At 61.0% G+C, this 26,147-nt stretch carries 19 protein-coding genes; 9 read left to right on the top strand and 10 right to left on the bottom strand.

Annotated features, from left to right (window positions below; translation table 11 throughout):
- The first annotated feature begins 111 nt into the window (after positions 1–111).
- Complete coding sequence (locus tag IM739_RS15930; protein WP_237368672.1) at positions 112–1,572, top strand: protein adenylyltransferase SelO; 1,461 nt, start codon at positions 112–114, stop codon at positions 1,570–1,572.
- Between the two features lie 47 nt (positions 1,573–1,619).
- Here IM739_RS15930 and IM739_RS15925 read toward each other — a convergent pair whose 3' ends face one another.
- Positions 1,620–3,488 (bottom strand): methyl-accepting chemotaxis protein, encoded by a 1,869-nt coding sequence (locus tag IM739_RS15925; protein ID WP_237368671.1) that lies wholly within the window; start codon positions 3,486–3,488, stop codon positions 1,620–1,622.
- Between the two features lie 347 nt (positions 3,489–3,835).
- On the opposite strand from IM739_RS15925, the gene IM739_RS15920 reads away from it, so the two are divergent.
- Positions 3,836–6,397: a GcvT family protein gene (locus IM739_RS15920; protein ID WP_237368670.1), complete on the top strand. Its 2,562-nt coding sequence runs from the start codon at positions 3,836–3,838 to the stop codon at positions 6,395–6,397.
- A 90-nt stretch (positions 6,398–6,487) separates the two neighbouring features.
- On the opposite strand, the gene IM739_RS15915 is transcribed toward IM739_RS15920, so the two are convergent.
- Positions 6,488–7,285: a DUF6232 family protein gene (locus IM739_RS15915; protein WP_237368669.1), complete on the bottom strand. Its 798-nt coding sequence runs from the start codon at positions 7,283–7,285 to the stop codon at positions 6,488–6,490.
- Between the two features lie 554 nt (positions 7,286–7,839).
- Positions 7,840–8,943, bottom strand: coding sequence for a saccharopine dehydrogenase family protein (locus IM739_RS15910; RefSeq protein ID WP_237368668.1), 1,104 nt, complete (start codon positions 8,941–8,943; stop codon positions 7,840–7,842).
- Positions 8,944–9,095: 152 nt separating this feature from the next.
- Between IM739_RS15910 and IM739_RS15905 the strand changes: the two genes are divergently transcribed.
- Positions 9,096–9,527 carry an Lrp/AsnC family transcriptional regulator gene (locus tag IM739_RS15905; protein ID WP_237368667.1) on the top strand — a complete coding sequence of 144 codons (432 nt, stop codon included), beginning with the start codon at positions 9,096–9,098 and terminating at the stop codon, positions 9,525–9,527.
- Between the two features lie 323 nt (positions 9,528–9,850).
- Here IM739_RS15905 and IM739_RS15900 read toward each other — a convergent pair whose 3' ends face one another.
- A complete protein-coding gene (locus IM739_RS15900) occupies positions 9,851–11,194 on the bottom strand; it encodes an HD-GYP domain-containing protein (RefSeq protein WP_237368666.1) in 1,344 nt (447 codons plus the stop codon).
- A 210-nt stretch (positions 11,195–11,404) separates the two neighbouring features.
- Between IM739_RS15900 and IM739_RS15895 the strand changes: the two genes are divergently transcribed.
- The 3 genes from IM739_RS15895 to leuA all read left to right on the top strand — a co-directional run bounded on the left by IM739_RS15895 (position 11,405) and on the right by leuA (position 15,552).
- Positions 11,405–11,989 (top strand): ATP-dependent Clp protease proteolytic subunit, encoded by a 585-nt coding sequence (locus tag IM739_RS15895; RefSeq protein ID WP_237368665.1) that lies wholly within the window; start codon positions 11,405–11,407, stop codon positions 11,987–11,989.
- A gap of 211 nt (positions 11,990–12,200) precedes the next feature.
- The gene (locus tag IM739_RS15890; RefSeq protein ID WP_237368664.1) at positions 12,201–13,385 is read left to right on the top strand and encodes a benzoate/H(+) symporter BenE family transporter; all 1,185 of its coding nucleotides are present in this window, start codon (positions 12,201–12,203) and stop codon (positions 13,383–13,385) included.
- A 445-nt stretch (positions 13,386–13,830) separates the two neighbouring features.
- Complete coding sequence (gene leuA, locus IM739_RS15885; protein WP_237371091.1) at positions 13,831–15,552, top strand: 2-isopropylmalate synthase; 1,722 nt, start codon at positions 13,831–13,833, stop codon at positions 15,550–15,552.
- A 98-nt stretch (positions 15,553–15,650) separates the two neighbouring features.
- Here leuA and IM739_RS15880 read toward each other — a convergent pair whose 3' ends face one another.
- The gene (locus tag IM739_RS15880) at positions 15,651–16,562 is read right to left on the bottom strand and encodes a metallophosphoesterase family protein (protein ID WP_237368663.1); all 912 of its coding nucleotides are present in this window, start codon (positions 16,560–16,562) and stop codon (positions 15,651–15,653) included.
- A 41-nt stretch (positions 16,563–16,603) separates the two neighbouring features.
- Here IM739_RS15880 and IM739_RS15875 point away from each other — a divergent pair, with 41 nt between their 5' ends.
- Positions 16,604–17,095 (top strand): NUDIX domain-containing protein, encoded by a 492-nt coding sequence (locus IM739_RS15875; protein ID WP_237368662.1) that lies wholly within the window; start codon positions 16,604–16,606, stop codon positions 17,093–17,095.
- Between the two features lie 3 nt (positions 17,096–17,098).
- Here IM739_RS15875 and IM739_RS15870 read toward each other — a convergent pair whose 3' ends face one another.
- Positions 17,099–18,082: a glutathione S-transferase family protein gene (locus IM739_RS15870; RefSeq protein WP_237368661.1), complete on the bottom strand. Its 984-nt coding sequence runs from the start codon at positions 18,080–18,082 to the stop codon at positions 17,099–17,101.
- Between the two features lie 249 nt (positions 18,083–18,331).
- On the opposite strand from IM739_RS15870, the gene IM739_RS15865 reads away from it, so the two are divergent.
- Both IM739_RS15865 and IM739_RS15860 read left to right on the top strand, forming a co-directional pair.
- Positions 18,332–18,922: a GNAT family N-acetyltransferase gene (locus tag IM739_RS15865; protein ID WP_237368660.1), complete on the top strand. Its 591-nt coding sequence runs from the start codon at positions 18,332–18,334 to the stop codon at positions 18,920–18,922.
- Between the two features lie 38 nt (positions 18,923–18,960).
- The gene (locus IM739_RS15860; protein ID WP_336886393.1) at positions 18,961–19,911 is read left to right on the top strand and encodes a glycosyltransferase family 8 protein; all 951 of its coding nucleotides are present in this window, start codon (positions 18,961–18,963) and stop codon (positions 19,909–19,911) included.
- A gap of 7 nt (positions 19,912–19,918) precedes the next feature.
- Here the strand turns inward: IM739_RS15860 and IM739_RS15855 are convergent, their stop codons facing one another.
- The 4 genes from IM739_RS15855 to IM739_RS15840 are packed head-to-tail and all read right to left on the bottom strand — an operon-like array spanning position 19,919 to position 26,144.
- Positions 19,919–20,335, bottom strand: coding sequence for a GNAT family N-acetyltransferase (locus tag IM739_RS15855; protein ID WP_237368658.1), 417 nt, complete (start codon positions 20,333–20,335; stop codon positions 19,919–19,921).
- Between the two features lie 4 nt (positions 20,336–20,339).
- Entirely contained in the window at positions 20,340–22,409 is a 2,070-nt protein-coding gene (locus tag IM739_RS15850; protein WP_237368657.1) for a hypothetical protein, read from the bottom strand.
- A 1-nt stretch (position 22,410) separates the two neighbouring features.
- Entirely contained in the window at positions 22,411–25,227 is a 2,817-nt protein-coding gene (locus IM739_RS15845) for a DUF4159 domain-containing protein (protein WP_237368656.1), read from the bottom strand.
- Complete coding sequence (locus IM739_RS15840) at positions 25,224–26,144, bottom strand: DUF58 domain-containing protein (protein WP_237368655.1); 921 nt, start codon at positions 26,142–26,144, stop codon at positions 25,224–25,226. Before IM739_RS15840 ends, IM739_RS15845 begins: the two co-directional genes overlap by 4 nt.
- Positions 26,145–26,147: the final 3 nt, after the last annotated feature.

The following is a 26,147-nucleotide window of genomic DNA, read 5'->3' as shown; positions in this document are numbered from 1 at the left end:
CCGCTCCATCCCCCGGTAATGTGCTTCCGTTTTTGCTTGTCTGTCCGGGCGCGATCCCCATATTGCAGTGTGAATGAAGCGCCTGGCACCTGCCGGGGCAAGGAGTTGCCTTTGATCGCGTTTGACAACAGCTACAGCCGCTTGCCAGACCATTTCTTCCGGCCGGCCAAGCCTGCCGCTGCGGCTCAGCCACAGTTGATCCGTTACAATCAGGCTCTGGCTGATCAGCTTGGTATTGCGCTCGACGCGGGTGACACGGCGCGGCTCGCGCAAATCTTTTCCGGGCAGATCCTGCCGGTCGGTGCCGAGCCGATCGCCATGGCCTATTCGGGCCATCAGTTCGGTCATTTCAATCCGCAACTCGGCGATGGCCGGGCGCTTTTGCTCGGCGAGGTGATCGATGGTGAAGGACGGCGTCGCGACATCCAGTTGAAGGGTGCCGGTCCGACAGCCTTTTCCCGCAACGGCGATGGGCTTGCAGCACTTGGCCCGGTGCTGCGCGAATATATCGTCTCCGAGGCGATGGCAGCGCTTGGTATCCCGACGACACGGGCGCTGGCGGCCGTTCTGACCGGCGAGCCGGTGATCCGGGAGGCCGTGTTGCCGGGCGCCGTATTCACCCGGGTCGCAGCCAGTCATATCCGCGTCGGCACATTCCAGTATTTCGCTGCGCGCGGCGATACAGATGGCGTCAAAACGCTCGCAGATCATGTCATCGCGCGGCACTATCCCGAGGTCGCTTCCGCCGAAAATTCTTATGCGGCCATGTTGTCTGTCATTTCGGCGCGTCAGGCCGAACTCATCGCCCGCTGGCTATCGGTCGGCTTCATCCACGGGGTGATGAACACTGACAATGTCGCGGTTTCCGGCGAGACGATCGATTTCGGCCCTTGCGCCTTTCTCGACGAATATGATCCGAAAAAGGTGTTTTCCTCGATCGACCAGCGCGGCCGCTATGCCTATGCGAACCAGCCGGGCATCGGCCAATGGAACATCGCAAGGTTGGCGGAATGCCTGCTGCCATTGCTGGATGAGGACGAGGAAAAGGCGGTCGAGTTGGCCAATGGCGTTTTGTCCCGGTTCGGCGACATTTTCCAGGCTGCCTGGCTTGAGGCCTTCCGTGCCAAACTCGGCCTTGCCGGTGAAAGCGATCAAGACCGGACGCTGGTCAGCGACCTGCTTGAGCTGATGCAAAAAGGCGAAGCGGATTTCACGCTGACGTTTCGGGCTCTGGGCAAGGTTGCCGGCGGGGCCGATCATGCGGGGCTGCAGGCCCGGTTTGCCGATCCGACGGGGCTTTCGGATTGGCTAGTCCGCTGGCATAGTCGCATCGATGACGGTCGCTCCCGGACAGAGATCCAGGCTCGGATGGAGGCCGTCAATCCCGCCCTCATCCCGCGCAATCACCGGATCGAAGAGGCCATCCAGGCAGCGATCTACAACGATTTTTCGTTCTTCCATCGTCTGACGGAGGCACTGCAGGCGCCGTTTGTCGACGATCCGGATGTGGCCGATCTGCGTGAGCCTCCGAAACCGGAAGAGCGCGTCACCCGCACCTTCTGTGGAACCTAGCGAAGCTGCGGGGCAATCTGTTTTGCCCCGCAGTCCACTTTTGCCGATCAGAACTCTTCCCAGCTGTCCTGCTTCAATGCGGTGTTACCGATGGCGGCCGGTATGCGGCCGGTAGCAGAGGCGGGTGCTGGTGCCGGGCGTGCCAATTGCCGGGGTGCCGTGGCCTGAGGCATTGCCGCCTTGACTGCGGAGCGTCCGGGAGCTGAGGTGATTGCGCGGTCCTGAGCGCCGCGCGCGGCCGCTTCGGAGCCGGGTTCGCGGCGTTGCTTGCGACGGTCGAGCTTGAAGCTCTGGACCAGCGTGACAAGATGACTTGCGCCGCTCGAGAGATTTTCGCTGACGGCGCTGATGCCGGTGACCATTGCCGCATTCTGCTGGGTCATCTGATCGAGCGAGGAGACCGTCGAATTGATCTCCTGCAGGCTGGTCGCCTGTTCCGTCGCGGCGGTTGCGATGGCCTCGACATTGCGATTGATCGATTCGACGAAATCCTCGATCCGGGTCAGCGCCTCGCCGGTCTCGCCGACGAGCCTTACGCCTTCCTGCACTTCGGTGGTCGATTTGGCGATCAGGCCGGAGATTTCCTTGGCAGCCTTTGCGGAACGCTGTGCGAGTTCGCGGACCTCCTGGGCAACAACGGCAAAACCCTTGCCGCTTTCGCCGGCACGCGCGGCCTCGACGCCGGCGTTGAGGGCAAGGAGATTGGTCTGGAAGGCGATTTCATCGATGACGCTGATGATGTTGGTGATTTCCTTCGAGGCGCCTTCGATGCGGCCCATGGCGTTTACCGTCGCCTTCACCACGTCGACGGATTCGCTCGCAGCCTGGCGCGCATTGTTGACCAGCTTGCGTGTGTCCCCTGCGCGGGCACTCGATTCCTTCACCGTTTCGGTGATTTGCTCCAGCGCTGCCGATGTCTGTTCCAGCGCCGTTGCCTGCTGTTCCGAGCGCTGGGCAAGGCCGGCTGCATTGTCGTGCATCTCCAGGCTCTTTGAAGACACGGTGGTCGTCTCCGCCAGCACATCCTCGAGCGTTTCCTGGAACTTGCCCAGCGCCGTGTTGAAATGCGCGCGCAGATGTTCGAATTCCGGGGTGAACGGCTCGTCGATGGTGAGGCGGATATTGCAGTCGGCCAGACGCTCAAGGCCAGCGCCGACCTGCTTCAGCGCAGTGACGCGCCCGGTGATATCGGTGGCAAACTTGACGACCTTGAACACCTTGCCCTCGTCATCGAGGATCGGGTTGTAGGTGGCCTGGATGTAGATCGGTTGGCCGCCCTTGCGCAGGCGGGTGAACTCGTCACTCAAGAATTGGCCGCCCGCCAGGCGTGGCCAGAAGCCTGCATACTCGGTTGATGCGGCGTAGCCCGGCTCGCAGAACATGCGGTGATGCTGTCCTGCGATCTCGGAATGGCTATAGCCGAGCGCGGAGAGGAAGTTCTCGTTGGCGGTGATGATCTGGCCATCGGGCGTGAATTCGATCACGGCCTGTGCTCGCGACAGGGCATCGAGCTTGCCGTTGCTGTCGAGGGACCGCATCTTGCTTTCGGTAATGTCGGTGGCGATCTTGATCACCTTGTAGGCCTTGCCGCGGCGCATGACCGGGTTGTAGGAGGCCTCGATCCAGATGGGCTTGCCGTTCTTGCCGAAGCGCTTGTACTGGCCGCGGTCGAACCTGCCCGATGCCAGTCGCTGCCAGAATGCGGTATAGTCGGGCGAGGCGGCGTCGACGGGATTGACGAAGATGCGGTGATGCTTGCCGACGATGTCCTCGAGGCGGTAGCCGAGCGCCTGGCAGAAGTTCTCGTTGGCAGTCAGGATCGTGCCGTCCGTGCTGAATTCGATGATCGCCTGGGACCGGCTGAAAGCATCGAGAACGGATTTGGTATCTTGGAAATCGATGGTCGGAAAAGGCATGGGTGGCTCCAAATGAATTCCCTGAATTGTCGTAGTTTAAAATTAAATCTTATTTAAAACCTGCATACAAAGTGTATTGACGCATCGCGATATGTCGTTATCTGGGCGGCGGAGAGGGGGCGCCTATGCTGGCGGCGTGCCTGTCGCCTCGATCGGCCGGCCGTTCCCTTCGCGTCTGTCGTGTGGGCGACATCGGCTGTTGTCATTTTGCCGCTGGCTGGCAGATTGTCAGCGGATAAGTGGTCGTGCAACACTTGGAGAATGTCGCAGACAGGCTGCAATTGTGCGTCTGCTCACCCTAAAATCGAACTCAACATCAATCATTCTCGCAGGCAGGATTGCAGGCTATGGCAGAATTTCCGTCAAAGGCAAAAGTCGTCATCATCGGTCTCGGAGGGATCGTCGGCGCCTCCATCGCCCACCACCTGATCGAGCGGGGTTGGGACGACATCGTCGGTATCGACAAGTCGGGCATCCCGACCGATATCGGCTCGACGGCGCATGCCTCGGACTTCTGTTACACCACGTCGCACGACTATCTGTCGGTCTGGACCACCCAGTATTCGATCGATTTCTTCGAAAAGATGGGGCACTATGCCCGCATCGGCGGTCTGGAAGTGGCGCGCACCGGCGACGACACCTGGATGGAAGAGATCAAGCGCAAGCTGTCGTCCGCCAAGGCATTCGGCACCCGCGCGCATTATGTTTCCCCGGCCGAAATCAAGGCGAAGTTTCCGCTGATCGAGGAAGACCAGGTGATGGGTGGCATGTTCGACCCCGACGCCGGCCTCGTCATTCCGCGTTCGCAGACGGTTGCCGGCAAGCTGGTCGATGCGGCCGAAAAATCCGGCAAGCTGACAGCGTTCGCCAATACTCCGGCGAAATCGTTGATCGTCGAGGGCGGCCGGATCAAGGGCGTCGTCACCCATCGCGGCACGATCATGGCCGATCACGTCATCGTCTGCGCCGGCCTCTGGGGCCGCCTGATTGCCGAAATGGTCGGCGAGGACTTGCCGGTCATGCCGGTCGACCATCCGCTGACCTTCTTCGGCCCGTTCAACGAGTTCGAAGGCACCGGCAAGGATATCGGTTATCCGCTTCTGCGCGACCAGGGCAATTCCGCCTATATGCGCGACACCGGCGACCCGAAGACGTCCGAAGGCGGCCAGATCGAATGGGGCTATTACGAGACCACCAATCCGCGCATGTGCCATCCGCGCGAGCTTCTCGAAAAGCATGAGGCGCGGCTTTCGCCATCCCAGCGCGATCTCGACATGGAACAGATCATCGAGCCGCTCGAGCGCGCCATGGAGCTGACGCCGATCCTCGGCGAACTCGGCTACAACGAGGGCCATTCGTTCAACGGCCTCTTGCAGGTCTCGGCCGCCGGCGGTCCTTCCTGCGGCGAAAGCCAGAAGGTGCGCGGCCTCTGGTACTGCGTCGCCATCTGGGTCAAGGACGGGCCCGGCTACGGCAAGCTGATTGCCGACTGGATGACCGACGGCCGCACGGAGATCGACCACAATTCGATCGACTATGCCCGCTTCTATCCGCACCAGTTGACCGAGGAGTTCATCGGCAATCGCTGCTTCGAGGCGGCGCAGAAGATCTATTACCCGGCCGTGCATACCCGCGAGCCCTATGCGTCGAGCCGTGGCGTCAAGCGTTCACCATTCCACGAGCGCGAAAAGGAACTCGGCGGCTATTTCATGGAACTCGGCGGCTGGGAGCGTGCGCATGGCTATGCCGCCAACGAGCACCTGCTGGAAAAATACGGCGACCGCGTTCCTGTCCGTGAAAATGAATGGGATAACAGGCACTTCTGGCGTGTTTCGAATGCCGAACATCTGGCGATGAGCGAGGATTGCGGCATCGTCAACCTTTCCCACTTCCACATGGTCGACATCGAAGGCCCCGATCATGTCGAACTGCTCGAATGGCTCTGCGCCGCCAAGATCGGTGGTGACGGCAATATCGGTAAGGGCATCTATACCCACTTCCTCGACGACGAAGGCATGGTGCGGGCCGACTTCACCGTCATCCGCATGGCCGATCGCTGCCGCCTGATCAACGGGGCGGATGCCGGCCCGCGCGACTTCCACTACATGAAGCGCGTGGCTGAGGATCGCGGCCTCGACGTCACGATCACCGACGTCTCGGAAAAGTTCATCACCATCGGCATCTGGGGTCCGAATGCCCGCGACACGCTGAAGAAGGTCGTACCCGATCCGGCCGGTCTCGACCCGGAAAACTTCGCCTTTGCCCAGATCAAGCAGATCGAGATCGGCGGCAAGCCGGTCGCCGCCTTCCGCATCTCCTATGTCGGCGAGCAGGGCTGGGAACTGCACATGAAATACGAGGATGGCCTCGCCGTCTGGGACGCCCTTCGTGCGACAGGTGTCATGGCCTTCGGTGTCGAGACCTATGCGAACTCGCGCCGCATGGAAAAGTCGCTGCGCCTGCAGAACGCCGATCTTCTGACCCAGTACAACCTGATCGAAGCGGATCTGGCGCGCCCGAAGGTCAAGGAAGCCGATTTCCGCGGCAAGGCCAAGCATCTGGAATACAAGGCCCGTGACAAGCAGCCGGCCATGCTCTGCACGCTCGTGATGACCGAAAACATCGATGCCAAGGGCGTCAAGCGCTACCCGGTCGGCTCGCTGCCGGTCATGGATCCGGCAACCGGCGAGGTGCTGGTCGACAGCCTCGGCCGTCGCTCCTACACGACCTCGATCGCCTATGGTCCGACAGTGGGCAAGAATATCGCGCTCGCCTATCTGCCGCAGGACTATTGCGAGGTGGGGCGCAAGCTGAATGTCGAGTATTTCGGGGAGACCTATCCGGTCGAAGTCGCCGGCGTCGGCTACAAGCCGCTGTATGATGCGGAGAACCTGAAGCCGCGCAGCTGAGGCGAGAGGCGGGGATTAAAAGGGCATTGCCATTAATATGAGGGCGGGCGGGCAAGAAATGGTCCCCGCCCTCAAGCGGCTCGCGCCGTATCACGAGAACATCGTTATTATAGTCGCGATACCTGCTCCCAATGTGCTGATGATTTTTTGCACGTCTTCGCCGGTCTCCCAAACTTCGCAGACTCCTTTGACTTTTGCCCAGGCGTTTCGAATCTTTGTTTTTTCGGGATTATTGCTCCGCAATATTTGTACCAGGTTTTTCAGCTCACCCTCTAGGTCGGTATTCCTGCTCGCTTCGGCGGCCTTTCCAAGTTCCCTTAGGGTGTTGTTGAATTCTCCATTCAAAAATTGCAATTGCTCGTCCGATATTCCTTCGTTCTTTGTAAATCGTATCGAGTAATCATAGATGTTTGTGGTTGACTTGGCTGTTATGTTTAATGAATTGTCAAATATCTTCTTGTTGTCTATGTTGACGTTGTAGTGAAGTGTTGTGCTGCTAGTTGTTAAAGCTTTGAATATAACGTCTCTCACCTGTGTCATGAATTCCAGGTCGCGGGACCAAAACAGCGTCATGGTGCCAGAGTTACTTAATAGTTCTATCCCATATTGTTTGGCATCAAAAAACTTTCTCTTCCAGGTGGAAAATATAAAATACGCGCCACAAATCAATCCCACTAGGGATATGGCTTGATTGTCCTCATGATCTTTGTTTGCGATGCCTACCAGCATTAATATCACGCCGATAGCGAGGTTTCTGACCATTCGTTTTGTGTAATCTTTATCGCTTTCAGGAACCTTGATGTCTTTTTCGACCATGCGTGCTGATGAGATGTTCTTTGTAGGAAAAATCTGATTGTCGAGTCTGATCGCTTCGCCAGTGATCTCCATAAAAAATCCCCCTGATCTAAGGCGACTATAAGTAAATTATATCCAGTTTATTAAATCAACTACAGCAAGAATGTGTAACGCATGCCGCAACGCTACCGAGGCTGTGATGTTGTATCTTGCTGTGGCCAACATGTCGGAAAAGTCATCTCGATGTTAAGCGCAGTCGTCGATTACTTCGGCATGTTGATGCGGGCCTGGGCCGCCTCGTTTACCAAAGCCGCTAGAAGGCGCCGGGCTGGCCCGCGATGATTTGTCTCAAAGGATCCAAGGGAAACCTTCCACGTTTGCTGACAAAATCCGGCCTCGAATGGCGGGCACGCGCGGGTCCTTCCCATGCCTAGGTGTTTCGTAGGGTTGTTTCAGGATGAGGGGGGCGGCGGTGCGATCGGATCGTAGGGGATTTATCTCCCGTAACGTGGCACCTAGCCCGCGTATGCCCTAAACGGTGCTTCAGCACGTTATCTTCCAACCGAGGTGGACGGGGCGGTCCTCCATTTTTTTCTTATACCGCCCCGTCCGGGGACCTTGCGGTCCGCTCCTCCCCCCGGAGGCGGTTAGCCGACCTTGGCGACGCGCATGACTTCGGGGTCGTAGACGCGGCCGAAGCGGTTGGCGAGGAAGGCGGGCAGGGCGATTTCTTCCTGGCGGACGAAGCCCTTGGCAGGCAGCGTGCCGTCGGCGAGCAGGTCGAGAACGGTGCAGATGCCGGCGGCCGTGGTGATCTGGATGGCGCTCATCTTCTTGCCCGCGACCACACCGGCATAGACCTTGTTGGCGTAGGTTTCCTGCAGGTAACGACCGTCCTTCCAGCCGCAGACGGTGACGAAGATGACGACGACGTCCTGCATGGTGGCGGGCAGGGCGTTTTCGAACAGGTCCTTCAGCACGTCGCGACGGTTCTTCAGGTTGAAGTCGTTGAGCAGCGCCTTGATGATCGCCTGATGGCCGGGATAGCGGATGGTGCGGTAATTCATCGTGCGCACGCGGCCTTCAAGCGTCTTGGCCAGCGTTCCAAGGCCGCCCGAGGTGTTGAAGGCCTCGTAGGTGACGCCGTCGAGCGAGAATTCCTCGCGCTCTTCCATGGCCGGCACAACGGTCAGCTTGCCTTCGACGACGGCTTCGCAGGGCTCGATATATTCGTTGATCAGGCCGTCGGTCGACCAGGTCAGATTGTAGTTCAGTGCGTTGGACGGATATTGCGGCAAGGCGCCGACCCGCATGCGCACGCTGTCGAGCGTGTCAAAATGTTTGGTCAGGTCCTGGGCGACGATAGAGATGAAGCCGGGGGCGAGGCCGCATTGCGGGATGAAGGCCGACTTGGCATTCACCGCCATCTGCTCGACCTTGCGGGTGGTGGCGACGTCTTCGGTCAGGTCGAGATAATGGGTGCCGGTGCGGGCGGCAGATTCGGCGATCGCGCCGGTCAGGTGGAAGGGGGCCGCCGAAAGGACGGCGAATTTTTCGGCGAGCAGGGCATCGAGGGCTGCGCTGTCGGTGATGTCGACCACGGTGGTCTTGACGGCGGCATGGGCATCGAGCTTGGCGAGCTGGTCGGCGCTGCGGTCGGCCACGGTCACCTGATAGTCGCCGGTTTCGGCCAGCATGCGGGCAATCGCGCCGCCGATCTTGCCGGCTCCGATGATGACGACGTTTTTCATGGTTCTGCCCTTATGGATATATGGGCCGGTCAGAATGCCGGCCGATTGCAATTAGTGGCATTCAGTTTGAGCGGGTCACTTGTCGATTCCAAGTGACGTAAAGTGTAAAACAACGTATCATTTGCTACGAAACGACGACATGGACAGGCATAATGCAGGTAACCGACAAGGATCGCGCGCTTTTGTCATTGCTGGCGGAGAATGCCCGCATGCCGGTGGCGGAACTGGCGCGGCGATTGGGCCTGTCGCGCACCACCGTGCAGGCTCGGCTCGAGCGGCTCGAAGAGCAGGGCGTGATCGCCGGCTATGCGCTGAGGCTGTCGGAAGCCTATGCGAGCGGGCTGATCCGGGCGCATGTGATGATCACGATGGCGCCCAAGGCGCTGGCCCAGGTGACGGCGGACCTGAATGCCATTCGCGACGTCACCGCGTTGTATTCGGTCAACGGTCCCTATGACCTGATCGCCATCGTCGCCGCCCCGTCGATCGCCGAACTCGATCGGCTGATCGACCGGATCGGTGAGGTATCAGGGGTGGAGCGCACGCTGTCGTCGATCATCCTGTCGACGCGCATTGCGCGGTAGGTTTGGATGCAGTTGATATGAGGGGATCGGGTGTCATTTGCGCAAGCTCGCCCCTCTCTGCCCTGCCGGGCATCTCCCCCACAGGTGGGGAGATCGAATCGCGGGCCGCGCTCGCCTGACCTGATGACGTTGAAAGCGCTGAAACGATTTCGGCAAAAGCCCGGCTGGCGGTTCTGATTAGACAGCATAGCATTGTTTTCAATGCGGCTTTTCCGTCTGGGCGAGGTGCCGCGTCTTGCGGATCTCCCCACCTGTGGGGGGAGATGCCCGGCAGGGCAGAGGGGGGCGAGCTGGCACTATGGCCAGCGGCGTCAGTTGCCCCCTCAAGCCGCCTTGAGTTCAGCGCGGGTCAATGCCCGTTCCAGCGCCTCGATACAGGCCGGATCATGGCTCTTGCCGGCGCCTTCCCAGAGGATGGCCAGTGCCGTGGCGACCGGGATGGCGGCGCGATAGGGGCGGTCGGCGGTGAGTGCATCGAAGACATCGGCAGTCGATACGATGCGGGTCTCGAAGCTGATCTGATCGCCTCGCAGGCCGCGCGGATAGCCCGACCCGTCGAGTTTTTCGTGATGGGCGCCGCCGATCAGGGCGAGGTCGGCAAAGACGCTTATGCGCGACAGGATCGTTTCCGAAAACTCGGCATGGCGCTTCATCTGCTCCCATTCCTCGCCTTCCAGGCGGCCGGGCTTGTCGAGCACGCTGTTGGAGACGCCGAGCTTGCCGATGTCATGCAGCAGGGCTGCGCGTTTCAGCCGCCGGCGTTCAGGCGTTGCCATGCCCATCTCTTCGGCGATCATGTCGGTGAATAGGGCAACGCGGTCGCTATGGCCGGACGTGTAGGGACTTTTGGCGTCGATGACATGGGCAAAGCCGGCCGCGATGTCGTCGAGATAATCCTCGTCGGCCATGATCGCCTGCCGTCCGGGTTCGCGGGCGAGAACGAAGCGTTCGAGGTTGTCAGCGCCGAGTTCGGCCCAAAAAACCGGTGTTGCCACGGTCTTGAAGACGTCCACCAGATGTGGATCGAACCAGCTGCCGGCGCGCTTGTTGACTTCGGCAATGGCGGCTTCGGCGCCTTCATTGACGAAGAAGACATCGGCGACCTGGGCAAGCAACGCAATGCGGGCAAAGAGGTGGATCTCGTCGCCCTTGAGGCCGGCGGGCTGGCCGCCGCCGTTGAAATGTTCGTCGAGATCGAGAATGCCTTGCGCGACGTTTTCGGAAAAGCGCATCTGCCGGGCGATTTCGGCGCCGCGCTCGCAGCGGGTGCGGATCAGGCTTTGGGAGATTTCCGCGCCGTTCTTGACGATGTTGAGCAGGCCGCGGAACCGTTCGGCAAGGCCAGCCTGCATGCCGGTATGGGACAGGACGAAGCGCAGTATCTGCGGGAAAGAGCCGTCGACCAGCTTGAAGTCATGCTTGAACTTCAGGTCGTCGGCGAGATAGAGCTCGCAGATCCTGGCGGCATTGGATGAGCAACCGAGATCCTTGAGCATCAGTGTATAATAGAGGTCGCGCAGCAGGTCCTCGGTCAGACCGAGTCTCTCGCCAATTGCGGTGCCGATATAGCAGCAGCGGATGCAATGGCCGGGCGGCTGGCCTTCGGTCAGATCCAGAGCATGGCTCAGCGCCTCGATGATCTCTGCCAGTCTTATCCGTGTGGCCATAATCGTTCCTTCCTGCCAGCTTATAAAGCGGGGACCGTTAATGGCCGGTGTCTTGAACGCTGGGCCGCTTCGGGTTTTTAAGGATGGCGGTGTTTCTCCCTTGGGCTAACCTCCTGTTCACCGCTTCCATGCTTGTCTTTTTCCCGCATTGTCTTACGACATGAGACGCACTATGTGCGGGTGAGCTAAACGCAAGTGGAGAATTGCCGGATGAACGAAGACGAAGACGACAAGAGCAAGGAACTGCCGATCGGCAAGGAAACGGAAGCGAACCTTTTCAAGTCGCGGTCGATCTTCATCTATGGCGGCATCACCATGGAGTTGGCGCAGAAGGTCTGCACCCAGCTTGTCGCGCTGGCTGCAGCCTCCGACGATGACATCCGCGTCTTCGTCTGCTCGCCTGGCGGCCATGTCGAAGCGGGTGACGCGATCCACGACATGATCAAGTTCATCAAGCCGAAGGTCTGGATCATCGCCACCGGTTGGGCTGCGTCCGCCGGCTCGCTGATCTTCGTGGCCGTGCCGAAGGAACGTCGCCTTGCTCTGCCGAACACACGCTTTCTGATGCATCAGCCGTCGGGCGGCACACGCGGTATGGCCTCCGACATCGAGATCCAGGCACGCGAAATCATCAAGATGAACCAGCGCCTGATCAAGATCTATTCCAAGGCCACCGGCCAGACGGAAGAAAAGATCGCCAAGGACATCGACCGCGACTACTGGCTGGCGGCCGAGGATGCCGTGCAGTACGGCCTGGTCGGCAAGATCATCGAAAGCCACGCCGACATCGGCTGAGCGTTTTCGAAGCCTTGTGAATTGAAGAGCCCCTGCCGGAGACCGGCGGGGGCATTTTTTTGTGCCGAGATGTCGATGCGGGGCCGGGCGTCGCCATTGCATACGGCCGAATGACTTAAACGTACCCGTTTTCGCCATTCGTGCCTTGCCAAGGCGCGGTCATTTTGATGTTCGATAGGCATTGTTCTCCCGTCCAAACAAGGCTTGGGCCATGCTGAAAGACTTTTCCCCCCAGAGCGCCTTCATGGGCGTGCTGATCGCCTTTGTCGGCTTTGCCAGTTCCTTCGCCGTGGTTCTTCAGGGGTTGAAAGGCGTTGGCGCGACGGACTATGAGGCGGCGTCCGGCCTTATGGCCCTGTCGATCTCCATGGGGCTTTGCGGCATCGTCCTCAGTGTCTGGACCAGGTTGCCGGTTTCTGTTGCCTGGTCGACGCCGGGGGCGGCACTGATGGCGACGGCGGGCATTCCGCTCGGTGGATTTCCGGCTGCGGTCGGCGCGTTTTTCGTCTGCGCCGCCCTCATCGTGCTGGCCGGCCTATTCCGCCCCTTCGGCAGGGCGGTTGCCGCGATACCGGCGCCCCTCGCCAATGCCATGCTGGCCGGGGTCATCATCAACCTGTGCTTTGCGCCGTTCAAGGCTGTTGCCTTCGATGCCCGGCTCGGCCTACCGATCCTGATCGTCTGGGCAGTGGTTGCTGCGTTCAAGCGCCTGTATGCGGTACCGGCCGCATTGCTGACCTTCGTTGCGGTCATCGTGTTCGGTGTCGAATTGCCGGAAGGAGCGATGGCCAGTTGGACGCAATCCCTCGCGCCGCCGATCGAGTTCGTCATGCCGGTCTTCACCCTGTCGGCACTCGTTTCGATCGCGCTGCCGCTGTTCATCGTGACCATGGCCTCGCAGAACATCCCGGGAATTGCCATCCTCAAGGTCAATCACTATGAGCCGAAGCCCGGCCCGATGTTCGCCGTGACGGGTCTCTTCTCGTTCCTGTCGGCCCCCTTCGGCGGTCATGCGGTCAACCTTGCGGCGATCACGGCGGCGATGGCTGCCGGTGAGGATGCACATCCAGATCCGGCGCGACGCTATTGGGCGGCAATCATCGGCGGTATCGGCTACATTCTGTTGGGATTGGCGGCCGGTGCCGTGACCTCGTTCGTGGCGCTCGCGCCACCGGTTCTCATTCAGTCGGTGGCGGGGCTTGCACTTATCGGCGCTTTTTCAGGCTCTGCGGTTGCCGCATTCAAGGATGTGGAAACGCGAGAGGCAGCAGCGCTGACGTTTTTGATTACCGCGTCCGGTATCTCCATCCTCGGGATATCCGGGGCATTCTGGGGGCTTATAGCCGGTGTGCTGATGCTGGGGTTGGCGAAGCTGGCCAGGCCAAAAATCTCATAGGGGAAGGACGCATATCTTAAAGTCATGTCGGTGCGCAGACTTCGACTGCCAACCGCGGAAGCACGACCTCAACGGCAATAATCGGATCGATTTCCTCCATGCCCCCGGCTTTTGCCGGCGAATAACGCTCTTGCGCGATTCATTCCTGCACGCTATCACTCTGGCCATGAGCATCTCTTTGACAATCATGTCCCAGCATATGAAGGCCACGCACAGCGCGGTCGGCTTTGCTGCGTCGGTGCCAAACTCGCTTCTTCTTCTCGGCCTTATCCGCGGTTGCCGGGTCCATTGAGGAGCGCCCGGCGGCCGGGTTAGCCGTTTGGCGATTGCTCCTCGAAAATCCAAACTTGTAGCGAGATTTGCCCTAGCAGGGCCGCTCACCCGTCGCCAAGCGCCTGCAGTTGCGCTATGAGCCGGGGGAGTGCGAAGAGCAGAGATGAAGACGATGATCATGAAATCCCAGACCGTGAAAAATGGCATGCCGGACGCGAGCGAGAAGTACCGCGCCTATCCGCCGATCCAGATTCCTGACCGCACATGGCCGTCCAAGGTTATCGACAAGGCTCCGATCTGGTGCTCGGTCGACCTGCGCGACGGCAATCAGTCGCTGGTCAATCCGATGGGCCATGACCGCAAGGCGCGGATGTTCCAGTTGCTGCTCGACATGGGCTTCAAGGAGATCGAGATCGGTTTTCCGTCCGCGTCTCAAACCGACTTCGATTTTGCCCGGTGGTGTGTCGAGGAAGGCAATGTGGCCGATGATGTTTCCTTGCAGGTGCTGGTCCAGTGCCGGCCGGAACTGATCACCCGCACGTTCGAAGCACTGGACGGTGCCAAGAGGCCGATCATCCACTTCTACAATTCGACATCCGAATTGCAGCGCCGCGTGGTGTTCGGCAAGGATGTTCAGGGGATCAAGCAGATTGCCGTGGATGCGGCCAAGATGATCACCGACATGGCGGCGAAAGCCGCAAGCAAGGACAATGGCGGTTTCCGCTTCGAATATTCCCCGGAAAGCTTTACCGGCACCGAGCTGGAAGTGGCGCTGGAGATCTGCAATGCCGTGGTCGAGATCATCAAGCCGACGCCGGACAACAAGCTGATCCTCAACCTGCCTTCGACTGTCGAGATGGCGACGCCCAACATCTATGCGGACCAGATCGAATGGATGTGCCGCAATATCGACAATCGCGAGAACTGCATCATCTCCCTGCATCCCCACAACGACCGTGGCACGGGTATTGCTGCCACCGAACTGGGGCTGATGGCCGGCGCCGACCGCGTCGAAGGCACGTTGTTCGGCAATGGCGAGCGTACGGGCAATGTGGATGTCGTGACGCTGGCGCTGAACATGTTTACCCAGGGCGTCGACCCGAAACTCGACTGCTCGGATATCGAGCGGATCAAGGCGGTCTACGAATATTCCAACGAGATGACCATTCCCGAGCGCCATCCTTACGTCGGCGAACTGGTCTATACCGCATTTTCAGGATCGCACCAGGACGCGATCAACAAGGGCATGAAGGCGATCAAGGTCGCCAATCACCCGGTCTGGGAAGTGCCGTATCTGCCTATCGATCCGCAGGATGTAGGCCGTTCCTACGAGGCGATCATCCGCATCAACTCGCAATCGGGCAAGGGCGGCATCGCCTATATCCTGCAGGAAGACTACGGTATCAACCTGCCGCGCAACCTGCAGGTCGAGTTCCGCGAGGACATCCAGCGCATCACGGATGAAGAGGGCATCGAACTGCCATCGAAGCGGATACATGCACGCTTCATCGAACGCTATGTCGATCAGCCCAAGGCTCGGATCAAGTTCGTCGACCACCATACCTATCCGGCGGGTTCCGATCAGAAGGGTATCCGTGTCGTGGCCGCCGAGATCACCGATGGCGGCGAAACCAGGCGCATCGAGGGCAAGGGCACCGGGCCGATCGATGGTTTCGTCAATGCGTTGTCGACCTATCTGGGCATCGATCTCTCGGTTGAAGACTATTCAGAGCATTCGTTGCAGCACGGGTCAAATGCGGCGGCCATTGCCTATGTCGAGATGGCGCATGCCGGCGGCAAGCTGTTTGGCGTGGGGATCAACACCAACATCGTCACCGCTTCACTGGAGGCGATCGTATCGGCCGCCAACCGCGTGCTGGCGGAACAGAAATAGGCCCGTGTCATTGCGGGGCCATGGAAGTGGTCCCGTGATCGCATTCAGTCATCGTGCTCGGGCCTGTCCCGAGCATGACCTTGCATCACAAGCGGCGGTCAGCCGCCGATCAGCATCTCTCGGTGATCGAGCGCAAGCGGTGCATTGTCGCTGTCGATCCGGTAGCGTTCCCACTCGACCTGCCAGTTTCCGGCCGTTCCCTCGACGGAAAAGAGATTGTAGCCCGCGGCTGGCTTCTTGCCGCCCGGGCCCTGGCTCGCCGACGCGATGCCGACGACGGGAACCTTGCGGCCGTGATTATCAAGCCAATACAGGGTGTTGAGATGGGTATGGCCGTGTAGCACCAGTTCGGCGCCGCCGGTGCGGATGGCGGCGGCAAAGCGACGGATGCCGATCAGCCGCTTGTGCTGCGAGGCCGCGCCGCGGATCGGCGGGTGATGGATCATCACCACGCGAAACAGACCCTCTTCGCCGGCAGCTTTCAGCAACTGCGCTGTTTCCCGCGCCTGGCGGCCGCTGAAATAACCCTGGGCGGAAAACGGTGGGGTGGCAATCGAGGTGGAGCACCCGATCAGCGCCACCGGGCCGCGACGGCGGATGTAGGGAAAGATCTTGTGATCGTGCTGCCAGATCAGCGGATCGTCGTCGCCGCGAATATAATCGTACCAGGCCTGGACGGAGCGGTCATGCGCGCCGGGCACATAGGCATCGTGGTTGCCGGGGACGACAGATGTGTCGAGGGGCGCGCCGGCCTGCTGAAGCCATTCCGCGACGAGGCGGATCTCGAGCCGGGAGGCGAGATTGACCAGATCGCCGGTGATTGCCAGGTGATCGGGCTGATGCTGGCGCAGGCTTTCGAGAACCATCTCCAAGGCATTGGGGAAAAGGTGCTTGCGCCGGTTGCGGTGCCAGTTCACATAGCCCGTAATCCGCTTGGATGCGAGTTCCCGGATCGTCAGGTTCGGCAAGGGGCCAAGATGGACGTCGGAAATATGCGCGAGCTTGAACATGGCGTCTCTCTTAAAGGCGCGGGCATTGAGGGGCAAGGAAAATGACGCCAGCGGATGATAGCTCCGAAATTCCCGGTCGGGCCAAGAAGTTCCTCGTGCGGTTGCTGCATGTCTATTTTGCCCTCAGCCGGGGCATGACACTTGGCGTGCGCGCGGCCTGCTACGACGAAGCGGGGCGGGTATTTCTCGTGCGCCACTCCTATGTGCCGGGCTGGCATTTGCCAGGTGGCGGCGTGGAGCGTGGTGAAACGGTGATGGATGCCCTGGCGAAAGAATTGCGGGAAGAGGGCAATCTGGAAATCATCGGGCCAACCAGCCTGTTCCACGTTTACTTCAATCGCAGCATCAGCCGGCGCGACCATGTCGTGCTTTACCGTGTGAACGTTCGCCAGACCGCGCCGCGCCTTGCCGATCGCGAGATCGTCGAGGCTCGATTCTTTGATCCGCTGGCCCTGCCGCAGGGCACCACTGCCGCCACTCTGCGGCGGCTGGGGGAACTTGGCGGCGAAGTGCCGCCGTCTCACCATTGGTAAACCTCACGCGGCCAGCTGTTCCCGGCCGTGCTGCAACTCCAGATCCAGTTCCGGTCCGACCGGAACCACGCCGGTCGGGTTTATCATCAGATGGCTGCGGTAGTAGTGGTGCTTGATATGGCGCATCTCGACGGTGTCGGCGACGCCAGGGGTCTGGTAGAGGTCGCGCAGATAGGCATAGAGCGCCGGATAGTCGGCGATGCGCCGAATATTGCATTTGAAATGGCCGACATAGACCGGGTCAAAGCGCACGAGCGTGGTGAACAGGCGCCAGTCGGCCTCTGTCATACGCTTGCCGAACAGATAGCGCTGGCCGGTCAGACGCTGCTCCAGCCAGTCCAGTGTTTCAAACAGCGGATAGACTGCGCTTTCGTAGGCTTCCTGGGTGGTGGCAAAGCCTGCCTTGTAGACGCCGTTGTTGACGTTGTCGTAGACACGGGCATTGACCGTATCGATCTCCTCGTAGAGGTCCGACGGATGCAGGTTCAGGGTCGAGCCGGTCAAGTGGTCGAAAGCCTTGTTGAACATGCGGATGATATCGGCGGATTCGTTCGACACGATCGTGTTCGTTTGCTTGTCCCAGAGAACCGGGACCGTGACGCGGCCGCTGAACTTGGGGTCGGCGCGAGTGTAAACCTGCCAGAGGAAATCGGCGCCGAACAGGTGGTCGGCGGTCGCACCGTCGCGGTCGTGAAACTCCCAGCCGTTCGACAACATCAGCGGATCGACGACTGAAACGCTGATCAGGTCTGCAAGCTTCTTCAGCCTGCGGAAAATAAGGGTGCGGTGCGCCCAGGGACAGGCGTAAGAGACATAGAGATGGTAACGGCCGGCTTCAGCCTTGAAGCCGCCAGTGCCCGTCGGACCTGCCGAGCCGTCGGCGGTAACCCAGTTGCGGAATGTCGATGTGCCGCGTTTGAAATGGCCGGAGGTCGATTTCGTGTCGTACCAAACGTCCTGCCAGACGCCATCTACCAGCATGCCCATGGGTGATATCCTTGTTTCTTCAGCTGTTGGGAAAATACGGCGTCTCGCACAGATTGCGAGGGCAGTATGATTGAACACTGCGTTTTTCCATTGGACGCAAAATAGTTTTGCTGCTATCGGACATTCCGCAAGAAATGAGAAAGCCCCCGATGACTGTAGTACGGACCCTGCGACGACGCTGATGCTCACGAACGCCACGAGGCGTCATCGCGAACATTGTTGCTGTCTATCTGCGGGTTTCGGTCATCCATGAACATTTCTGGGCTTATCTACCTCACCGAGGATGCGTCGCACGACGCTGCCATCGAACTCATCAACGAAGAAGCTTTTGGCCCTGGCCGGCACACAAGGGCTGCTGCGCGCATTCGCGAGCAGGGGCCGCATGACCGGTCTTTGTCGTTCATCTGTGCCGATCATGGCGAAACGATTGCGTCGGTGCGCATGACCCCGGTGATGGCCGGTTCGGTCAAAGGCCATCTGCTCGGACCGCTTGCAGTCAGGCCGTCGCACAAGAGCATGGGTATTGGCCGGGAACTGGTCCGGATTGCCATCGAGGCCGCCCGGCGCAAGGGCTCTGAAGCCGTGATCCTCGTCGGCGACCCGCCCTATTACATGCCGCTGGGATTCGAGAAGGTCAGCTACAAGGCCCTGGAATTTCCGGGCCCCGTCGATGCCAACCGGGTGTTGGTCGTGCCGATCGGCACCGACGTGCACGCACGGCTGAGGGGTGCCATCGAATGGCGCGCGGCGAAGGCTGTAGGTTCGGTGGAATCCGCCCAGCTTGACAGCTCAAAGGGGTCATGGGAGACGAGCGAACGTCTGCAGAAGGTCGGGAGCTGATCCCCGGCGACAAACCGAAACTTGGGTGAGGTTCCGACATGCCTGCTGTCCCGTCTCATGGGGAGACTGCGTCCCATGGTGTCATCACCTGCTCGGACACGCGCATGCTGCCGGCTGCGTGCTGCGCACTGTTGTCGGCAAAACGGCATGTTGAGCGACTATCGGTGCGCTTTTTCCTGCTTGCCATCGACTTGGACGATAGCAGTCGCGGGCAGATCAAGACTTTCGCCCAGATGCACGGGTTCGACATCGAAGTGGTTGATTTCGTGTCGCCTTCCTTCGAGCGACAGGCGCTGGGCCGATGGCCGGCTTCGGCGATCGCCAGGCTCTACATGGACGAGCAACTGCCCTCTGACATCGGTCGCCTGTTGTATCTGGACGCTGATACGCTCGTGGTGTCAGCGCTCGATGGTCTTTTCGATATTGATCTTCACGGCAAGCCATTGGCGGCTGTCGACGATTTCCTGATGGCCTTTCCGCGCAATATGGGCGTGCGCCTCGCGCAGATCGGGATGGCAGCGGAAAGCCGCTACTTCAATTCCGGCGTTCTGCTGATTGATTGGGTTGGACTTGCAAGGCGAAACTTCCTGAAGGATGCGCGGGAGCTGTTCTTGCGAGATTCCAATCGCTACGACTGCCCCGATCAGGATGCGTTGAACGTGGTTACCGAGCATCAGTGGCTGCCTCTTGATCCGAGGTGGAATGCGCAGACGGGTATTCTTGCCTTCGTCCCGCGCCCGGCAATCCTGCATTTCACCGGCCCTAAAAAGCCCTGGCATGCGCGGGTGCAATGGATGCATCGTGATGCCCACCGGTTCTACAAGACTGAACTGGCCGGCACTGCATGGGCCGGTTTTTGCGCCACGCCCTCGCTTTTTGCCAGTATCCGGAGCGTCCTGTCGCACCATCTGATCAATATAACAAAGTGGCATAAGCACCGGATCACGAAGCGTTATTTCGAGGCTGCGCAGGCGCGGAGCCAGCCTTGATCTCAATTCAGAACCGCTTGATCATCCAGCAGATATCGAAACCCCTGGTGAAGTCGTCGATCCGGCCGAAAACCTCGTAGCCTTGCCGCTCGTAGGCGCGGCGGGCGTCGGGATTGATCGTGTCGATATAGGCGCCGATACAGCCCCGGGCGCGCGCTTTGTGCTCTGCGCATTGCAACAGCTTGCCGGCGATGCCCTGTCGCCGCAGACGCTCGGGGACAAAGAGCATTTCCACATACAACCAGCCACGGCCAGTATAGCCGACGAGGCCGCCGTCGATATGACCGTGGTCGTCGGTCAATGGAATGAACAGGTTCCTGCGGTCCGTCTTGCCGAGCATGGCGTCGTTATGCGCCTTGAGACTGGCCAATATCGTGGCCTCGGCATCAGCCGGAACGCTGTCGGACAGCTCCAGTTCGTCCATCCGTTCAGCGCCCCTCGCGCCACCACATGGCAGACACGGCCAGCAGCAGGATGCCAAGCCCGGCAAAGCCTGCAAACAGTGGCAGCGTATTGACGCCCTTGAGCACCGTTTCGTCGGTCAGCCGGATCATGAGGCGGCGGTTGTCGGCGGTGCGGATATCGCCACGCACCGGCAGAATATCGGGGATACGCAATCCACCTTCACCATCATCGAGCCGGGCGAGCAGACCGCGGCTTTTACCGGTCACGCCGGCAAGCGTATCCGTGGTCGAGACCATGGCGCGGAACTCGGGTGAATCGACGGCACCGACATGCACCAGTGTCGAGAAGTCGCCATTGGTCACGGTGAACAGGCCGGTCTCGGTCATCCGGCGTTCGCCGCGATAGAGGCCTGGCTGGATCTCGGTCAGATTCAAGCTTTCAGTTTGGCCGGAGGGCGTGGTGATGGTGGCCGGACCCGGCGCGTCGCCAATGGTCTGGCGCGTGACCTCCATGGTGCGGCCGGTGGCGCGCGCCTTCAACGCCTCTTCCTCGAGTTCCGGCTCCTTCATCAGCCAGTGGGCGATGCGGCGATAGAGCGAGACATGCGGGCCACCGCCTTCGAAGCCGCGTGCCCAAAGCCAGCCCTGGTCCGACAGCAACATGGCGACCCGACCTTCATTGGCCCGGTTGAGCACCAGCAGCGGGCGGCCGTCGTCGGCGGTCATCACGGTTTCGCCGGTCGTCTGGCCGACATCGACGCTGCGGAACCAGCGGCCCCATTGCGGCGGTTCGACCGCTGAGCCGTCAAGGCCGCGGGTGACCGGATGGCGCTTGCCCTGTTCGGACAGGCGCGGATAGAAACCGGCCTGGTGGACGTCGCCGGTTGGGGAGGCAGGCAGGACGGTGGCGAGCGGAGTCAGCGCGATCGAATCCTCGCCGGCATGTTCGGGACCCGCGGCAATCAGCAGGGCGCCGCCATTGCGGACATATTCGGCAATGTAGTCGTAGTAGAGGATCGGCAGAACGCCGCGATGCTGGTAGCGGTCGAAGATGATCAGGTCGAAATCGTTGATCTTCTCGACGAAGAGTTCGCGGGTCGGAAATGCGATCAGCGACAGTTCGTTGATCGGGGTGCCATCCTGTTTTTCCGGCGGGCGCAGGATGGTGAAATGCACCAGATCCACCGAAGCGTCGGATTTCAACAGGTTGCGCCAGGCGCGCTCGCCGGCGTGTGGCTCGCCGGACACCAGCAATACGCGCAGGTTTTCGCGGATGCCCTCGATCAGATGGATGGCGCGGTTGTTGACGTCGGTGACTTCGCCCGGTGTGCCGGCGACCGAGAATTCCAGCACGTTGTTGCCGCCGCGCGGAACCTTGAAGGCGAACGGCGTCTCGTTGCCCGGGACTGCAGTCAGTGTGCCGATATCCTCGCCGTTCATCTTGACGGCCACGTCGGCCGGCTGGTCGGACGCCTTGCCGTCATCAAAGACGCGGAAGGTCAGTTCCTGTTCCTCGTTGACGATGCCGAAGCGCGGGGCGCGCAGGATCTCGATGCGGCGGTCGAACTCGTCGGCCTTGCCGGTGACGAGGCCGTGGACCGGCGCATTGAAGGGCAGGGGCTGGTTCTCGCCGGGGATGTCATGCACCTGACCGTCCGTGAGGAAGATCGCCCCGCCGATACGGGCAGGCGGTATATCCGTGATTGCGGCATTCAGCGCTTCGAAGAGCTTGGTCGAGGGGGCGTCGGATGTCGCCGGATCAGTCACCTCGACGATGCGCGGTTCTATATTGCCGAAACGGGACAGACGGTCGCGCAGGCCTTCAAGCGCCCGGTCGGTCTGCTCGGCTCGTCCGGCGATCTGCTGGCTCTGGCTGCGGTCGACGATCACGGGCACGACGGTGCTGAGCGCTTCACGGTCTTCCTGCATCAGCAACGGGTTGGCGAGCGCTGCCAGCACGGCCGCCGACGCGGCAAAGCGGATAAGCGTACCACGAACATGGCGGACCATGCCAAGGATTGACAGCGCCAGAGCCAGGACGGCGAGCACGCCGATGGCAAGCCAGGGGATGAAGGGGGCGAACTCGATTGTCATGTCATTGCCCCAGCCGTTCGAGCAGGGCCGGCACATGCACCTGATCGGCCTTGTAGTTGCCGGTCAGCATATACATCATGATGTTGACGCCGGAGCGGAAGGACATTTCGCGCTGCAATTCGTCAGCCGGAACCATGGGCATGACGCTGGCGCCGTTGGTGTCGATTGCCCAGGCGCCGAGCATGTCATTGGCAGTGATCATGATCGGGGTGACGCCGTCGCCGGACGAGGCAACGCCGCTAGATGACGACTGCGCCTCCTGGCGCGCTTCGACCCAGAGCGGACTGCCATTGTAGCGGCCGGGAAAGCCATTCAGTAAATAAAAGGACCTGGTCAACACATGGTCGGAGGGCACGGGCTCGAGCGGCGGAATGTCGATATTGGCAAGAATGGCCTGCAGCCGCTCGCCATTGGCACTCGGGCCGGATTCGTCACCCAATGATGAAAACTGGTCGCGCGTATCGAAGAGTACAGTGCCTCCCGCACGCATATAGGCATCGATCCGGCTGATGGCCGCAGCCGACGGCATTGGAGCCGTAGCCGAGATCGGCCAGAAGATGATCGGGTAGAAGGACAGTTCATCCTTGGCGATGTCGACGCCGACCGGAGGCTCCGGTTCGAGCGTGGTGCGATAGGTGAGGAAGTCGGTGAGGCCGGCAAGACCCTGTTCGGACAGCCGGTCGACATCGCTTTCGCCGGTGACGACGTAGGCGAGATGGGTATTGTCCAGCCTTGCGAGGATCTGCTCGTCGCCGGGCTTGGCATCGGCGGCTTCCGATTGTCGCAACGACACGGGGGCAAAGAGCAGCATAGCGGCAAAGGCGGCGATTGTCGCAGATGGTGCGGCGCGGCGCGGCATACGCGAGAATGCCCCGCCCATGAACAGGACGACAAAGCTGTCGATCACCAGCAGCAGGAAGGCGGTAATCAGAAGACTGGGTTTCAGCAGTGTTGCCTGCGTGCCCGCCATGGGCTCGCGCGTCACGGTCAACCCGGCCGACCCTGGGAGCGGCCTGATCGTCGCGTCGGCAGGCAGAAGGTTGAGGGCGACAAAACCGTCCTCGGTCCCATAAAGACCGGGCGGGTTGTCGAAAGTCGCGGCCTCAGGTCGCGCCGGGCCGAGATCGAGCGGCTTTGCATTACCGGCGTCGGCGGTCAGTGCACCGCGCTCGGTCAGCAGGCGGTACGGCGCAAGCGTCGGGGCGGTCGCCTGGCCGGGCTGGGCTTCTGCGGCGCCGACGCGGGTCAATTGCACGATCCGACGCAGCATTTCGACGAAAGTGCCGGAAATCGGCAGATCCGACCAGGTTGCCTCGGCGCTGATATGGAAGAGCACGACGCGGCCGGCGCCGCTTTCCTTGACTGTGACCAGCGGTGTGCCATCGGCAAGGCTTGCCCAGGTGCGTTCGGCAAGGTCGGGGGTTGGCTCGGCCAGAACCTGTCGTTTGACCAGGATGCCGTCTGCCTGCGCCATGCCGGCAAAGGGGCCGAAGCTGGGGAAGTCTGCGAGTGGTTGCGGTTCGGCCCAGGACAGGGCGCCGCCGAGGGCTCGCTCGCCCTGGCGCAGGATCACCGGCACGAGCGGATCGCCGCTCGGTGCCGCGGCCAGGCGTGCTCCGGCAAAGCGGATGAGTGTGCCACCGCGGGCAATCCACCGCTCGATGGGTTCATAGACATCGGCCGGCAGGCGCCCGACATCGGCGAGCACGATGGCAGAGGGGTTCTGTTTGAGGATTTCCGGGATCGAGACCGCAAGGTCGGTCATGCCCGGCTTGACCAGATCGGCATAGGGGCCGAGTGCGCGCTCGATATAATAAAGCGGGGAAAGAAGCGGCTGGAAGCCGTCGCCACTGTCACCGGAAATCAGTGCCACCTTGCGGCGGCGGAAGCCGTCATCGAGCAGATGGGTGGCGCCAGCGCTGGCAATGCCTGATATCGACAGGCGAGCGAAATCATTGCGCAATTCGAAAGGTGCAGAGATATCGCCGCTGGCTTCGGTCGCGCCGGCTGCGAAGCTGACCGGGCCTGAGGCGATGATGCGGCCTTGGCGGTCCTGCGCGTCGACGATCAGGCTCTGGGCCTCGGCGCCTTTCAGGCGTGAGAGGCTGACGGACAAGGCATCGGCGCCGTTGTTGGCGCCGGTGATGGCGACTGTTGCGAGACCGGATCCCTCGATCAGGCGAAACTCAACCGGTGAAAGAGATGCGAGATCGCCCAGAAAAGGATCGTCATCACGCAGGGCAACACCATCTGAAACATAGGCCAGCGTGCCGGCGCGCTGATCGGCCAGGGCCGTGCGCAGGGCGTCGATCGCGCGGGTCCTTTCCGGGCGCAAAGGACGGGGAGCCGCTGCGCCAAGCTTTTCCAGCGCGGCGGCGGAGGTGCCGGGTACTGCGTCATGCGTCTGGTCGGCGGTGAAGACGATCGACACCGGAATGCTGCCTTCGCCTGCGTCACCAATCAGGGCGGTTGCCGTTTCGACACGGCGATCCCAGTCTGCGGTTGTCGCCCATCCGTTGTCGATGACAAGCACCAGCGGGCCATCGGACGACAGCGAGGCATTGCGCGGATTGAGCACGGGATCGGCCAGCGCAAAGATGACAAGCGCTGCGATCATCATGCGCAGCAGCGTCAGCCACCATGGGCTCTTCGATGGCGTTTCCTCGCGCTTCAGCACGCCGGCGAGGATCTTCAGCGGCGGAAACACTTCCGCCTTCGGACGCGGCGGCGTCAGCTTGAGCAGCCACCAGATCAGCGGCAGGGCGGCAAGCGCCATCAGGATTGCGGGAGCGCCGAAGGCGAGCGGGAGGGCGTTCATGGACCGGCACTCCGGGCCACCGCAGGAGTCATGCCCGACAGATGCATGTGGATGGCGACCAGCGCCTCCGAAGCGAGCCGGTCCGTGCGGTTGTGAACGAAGCTCCAGCCCATGCGGCGCAATTGGTCGCTGATGCTTTCGCGGCGGGCGATATAGGCGCGGCGATAGTCTTCGCCCAGGCTTTCGGCGCGGCCGGATACCAGCTTTTCTCCGGTTTCGGGATCGGTGAATTCGGTGCGTCCGGTATAGGGGAAGGTTTCCTCGGCGGGATCGGCGATCTCGACGACATGGCCGCGCAGGCCGCGGCGGGCAAGCGGTGTGATGCGCTCCATGACGCGGTCTGCGTCATCGAGGAAGTCGCCGATCAGGACGATGTCGCTGGCACCGCGGATCATGCGGGTGTCGGGCAAGCCGCTGGTCAGCGGTGCGTGCATGATTGCGGTCGCCAGGCGTTCGGCGGCATTGCGGGCGGAAATCGGCTCCATGATGCCCGGACATCCGATGCGCTCGCCGGAGCGCGCCAGGATCTCGGCTAAAGCGAGCATCAGGACGACGGCCCTGCTTTCCTTGGACACCGAGGCAAAGCTCGACTTGTACATCATCGACGGCGACATGTCGGCCCAGAGCCAGACGGTATGGGCGGCTTCCCATTCGCGGTCACGGATATAGGTATGGTCGTCGCGGGCCGAGCGGCGCCAGTCGATACGGGCGAAGCTCTCACCGTCGGAATACGGCCGGAACTGCCAGAAGTTTTCGCCGATGCCGCGTTTGCGGCGACCATGCCAGCCGGCAATTACCGTGTTGGCGATGCGTTTTGCCTCGACCATGCAATCGGGCACCAGAACGGCACGCTGGCGCGCGCGTTTCAGCACTTCGCTGCCTGGGGTCTGCTCGACGATCTGGCCGATCGATGCCACCTT

Origin of the sequence: Rhizobium sp. SL42 (genome assembly GCF_021729845.1) — a bacterium.
Classification (GTDB): Bacteria; Pseudomonadota; Alphaproteobacteria; order Rhizobiales; family Rhizobiaceae; genus Allorhizobium.
The sequence above is the reverse complement of the archived record's forward strand: the minus strand, read 5'-3'. Positions and strand labels throughout refer to the sequence as shown.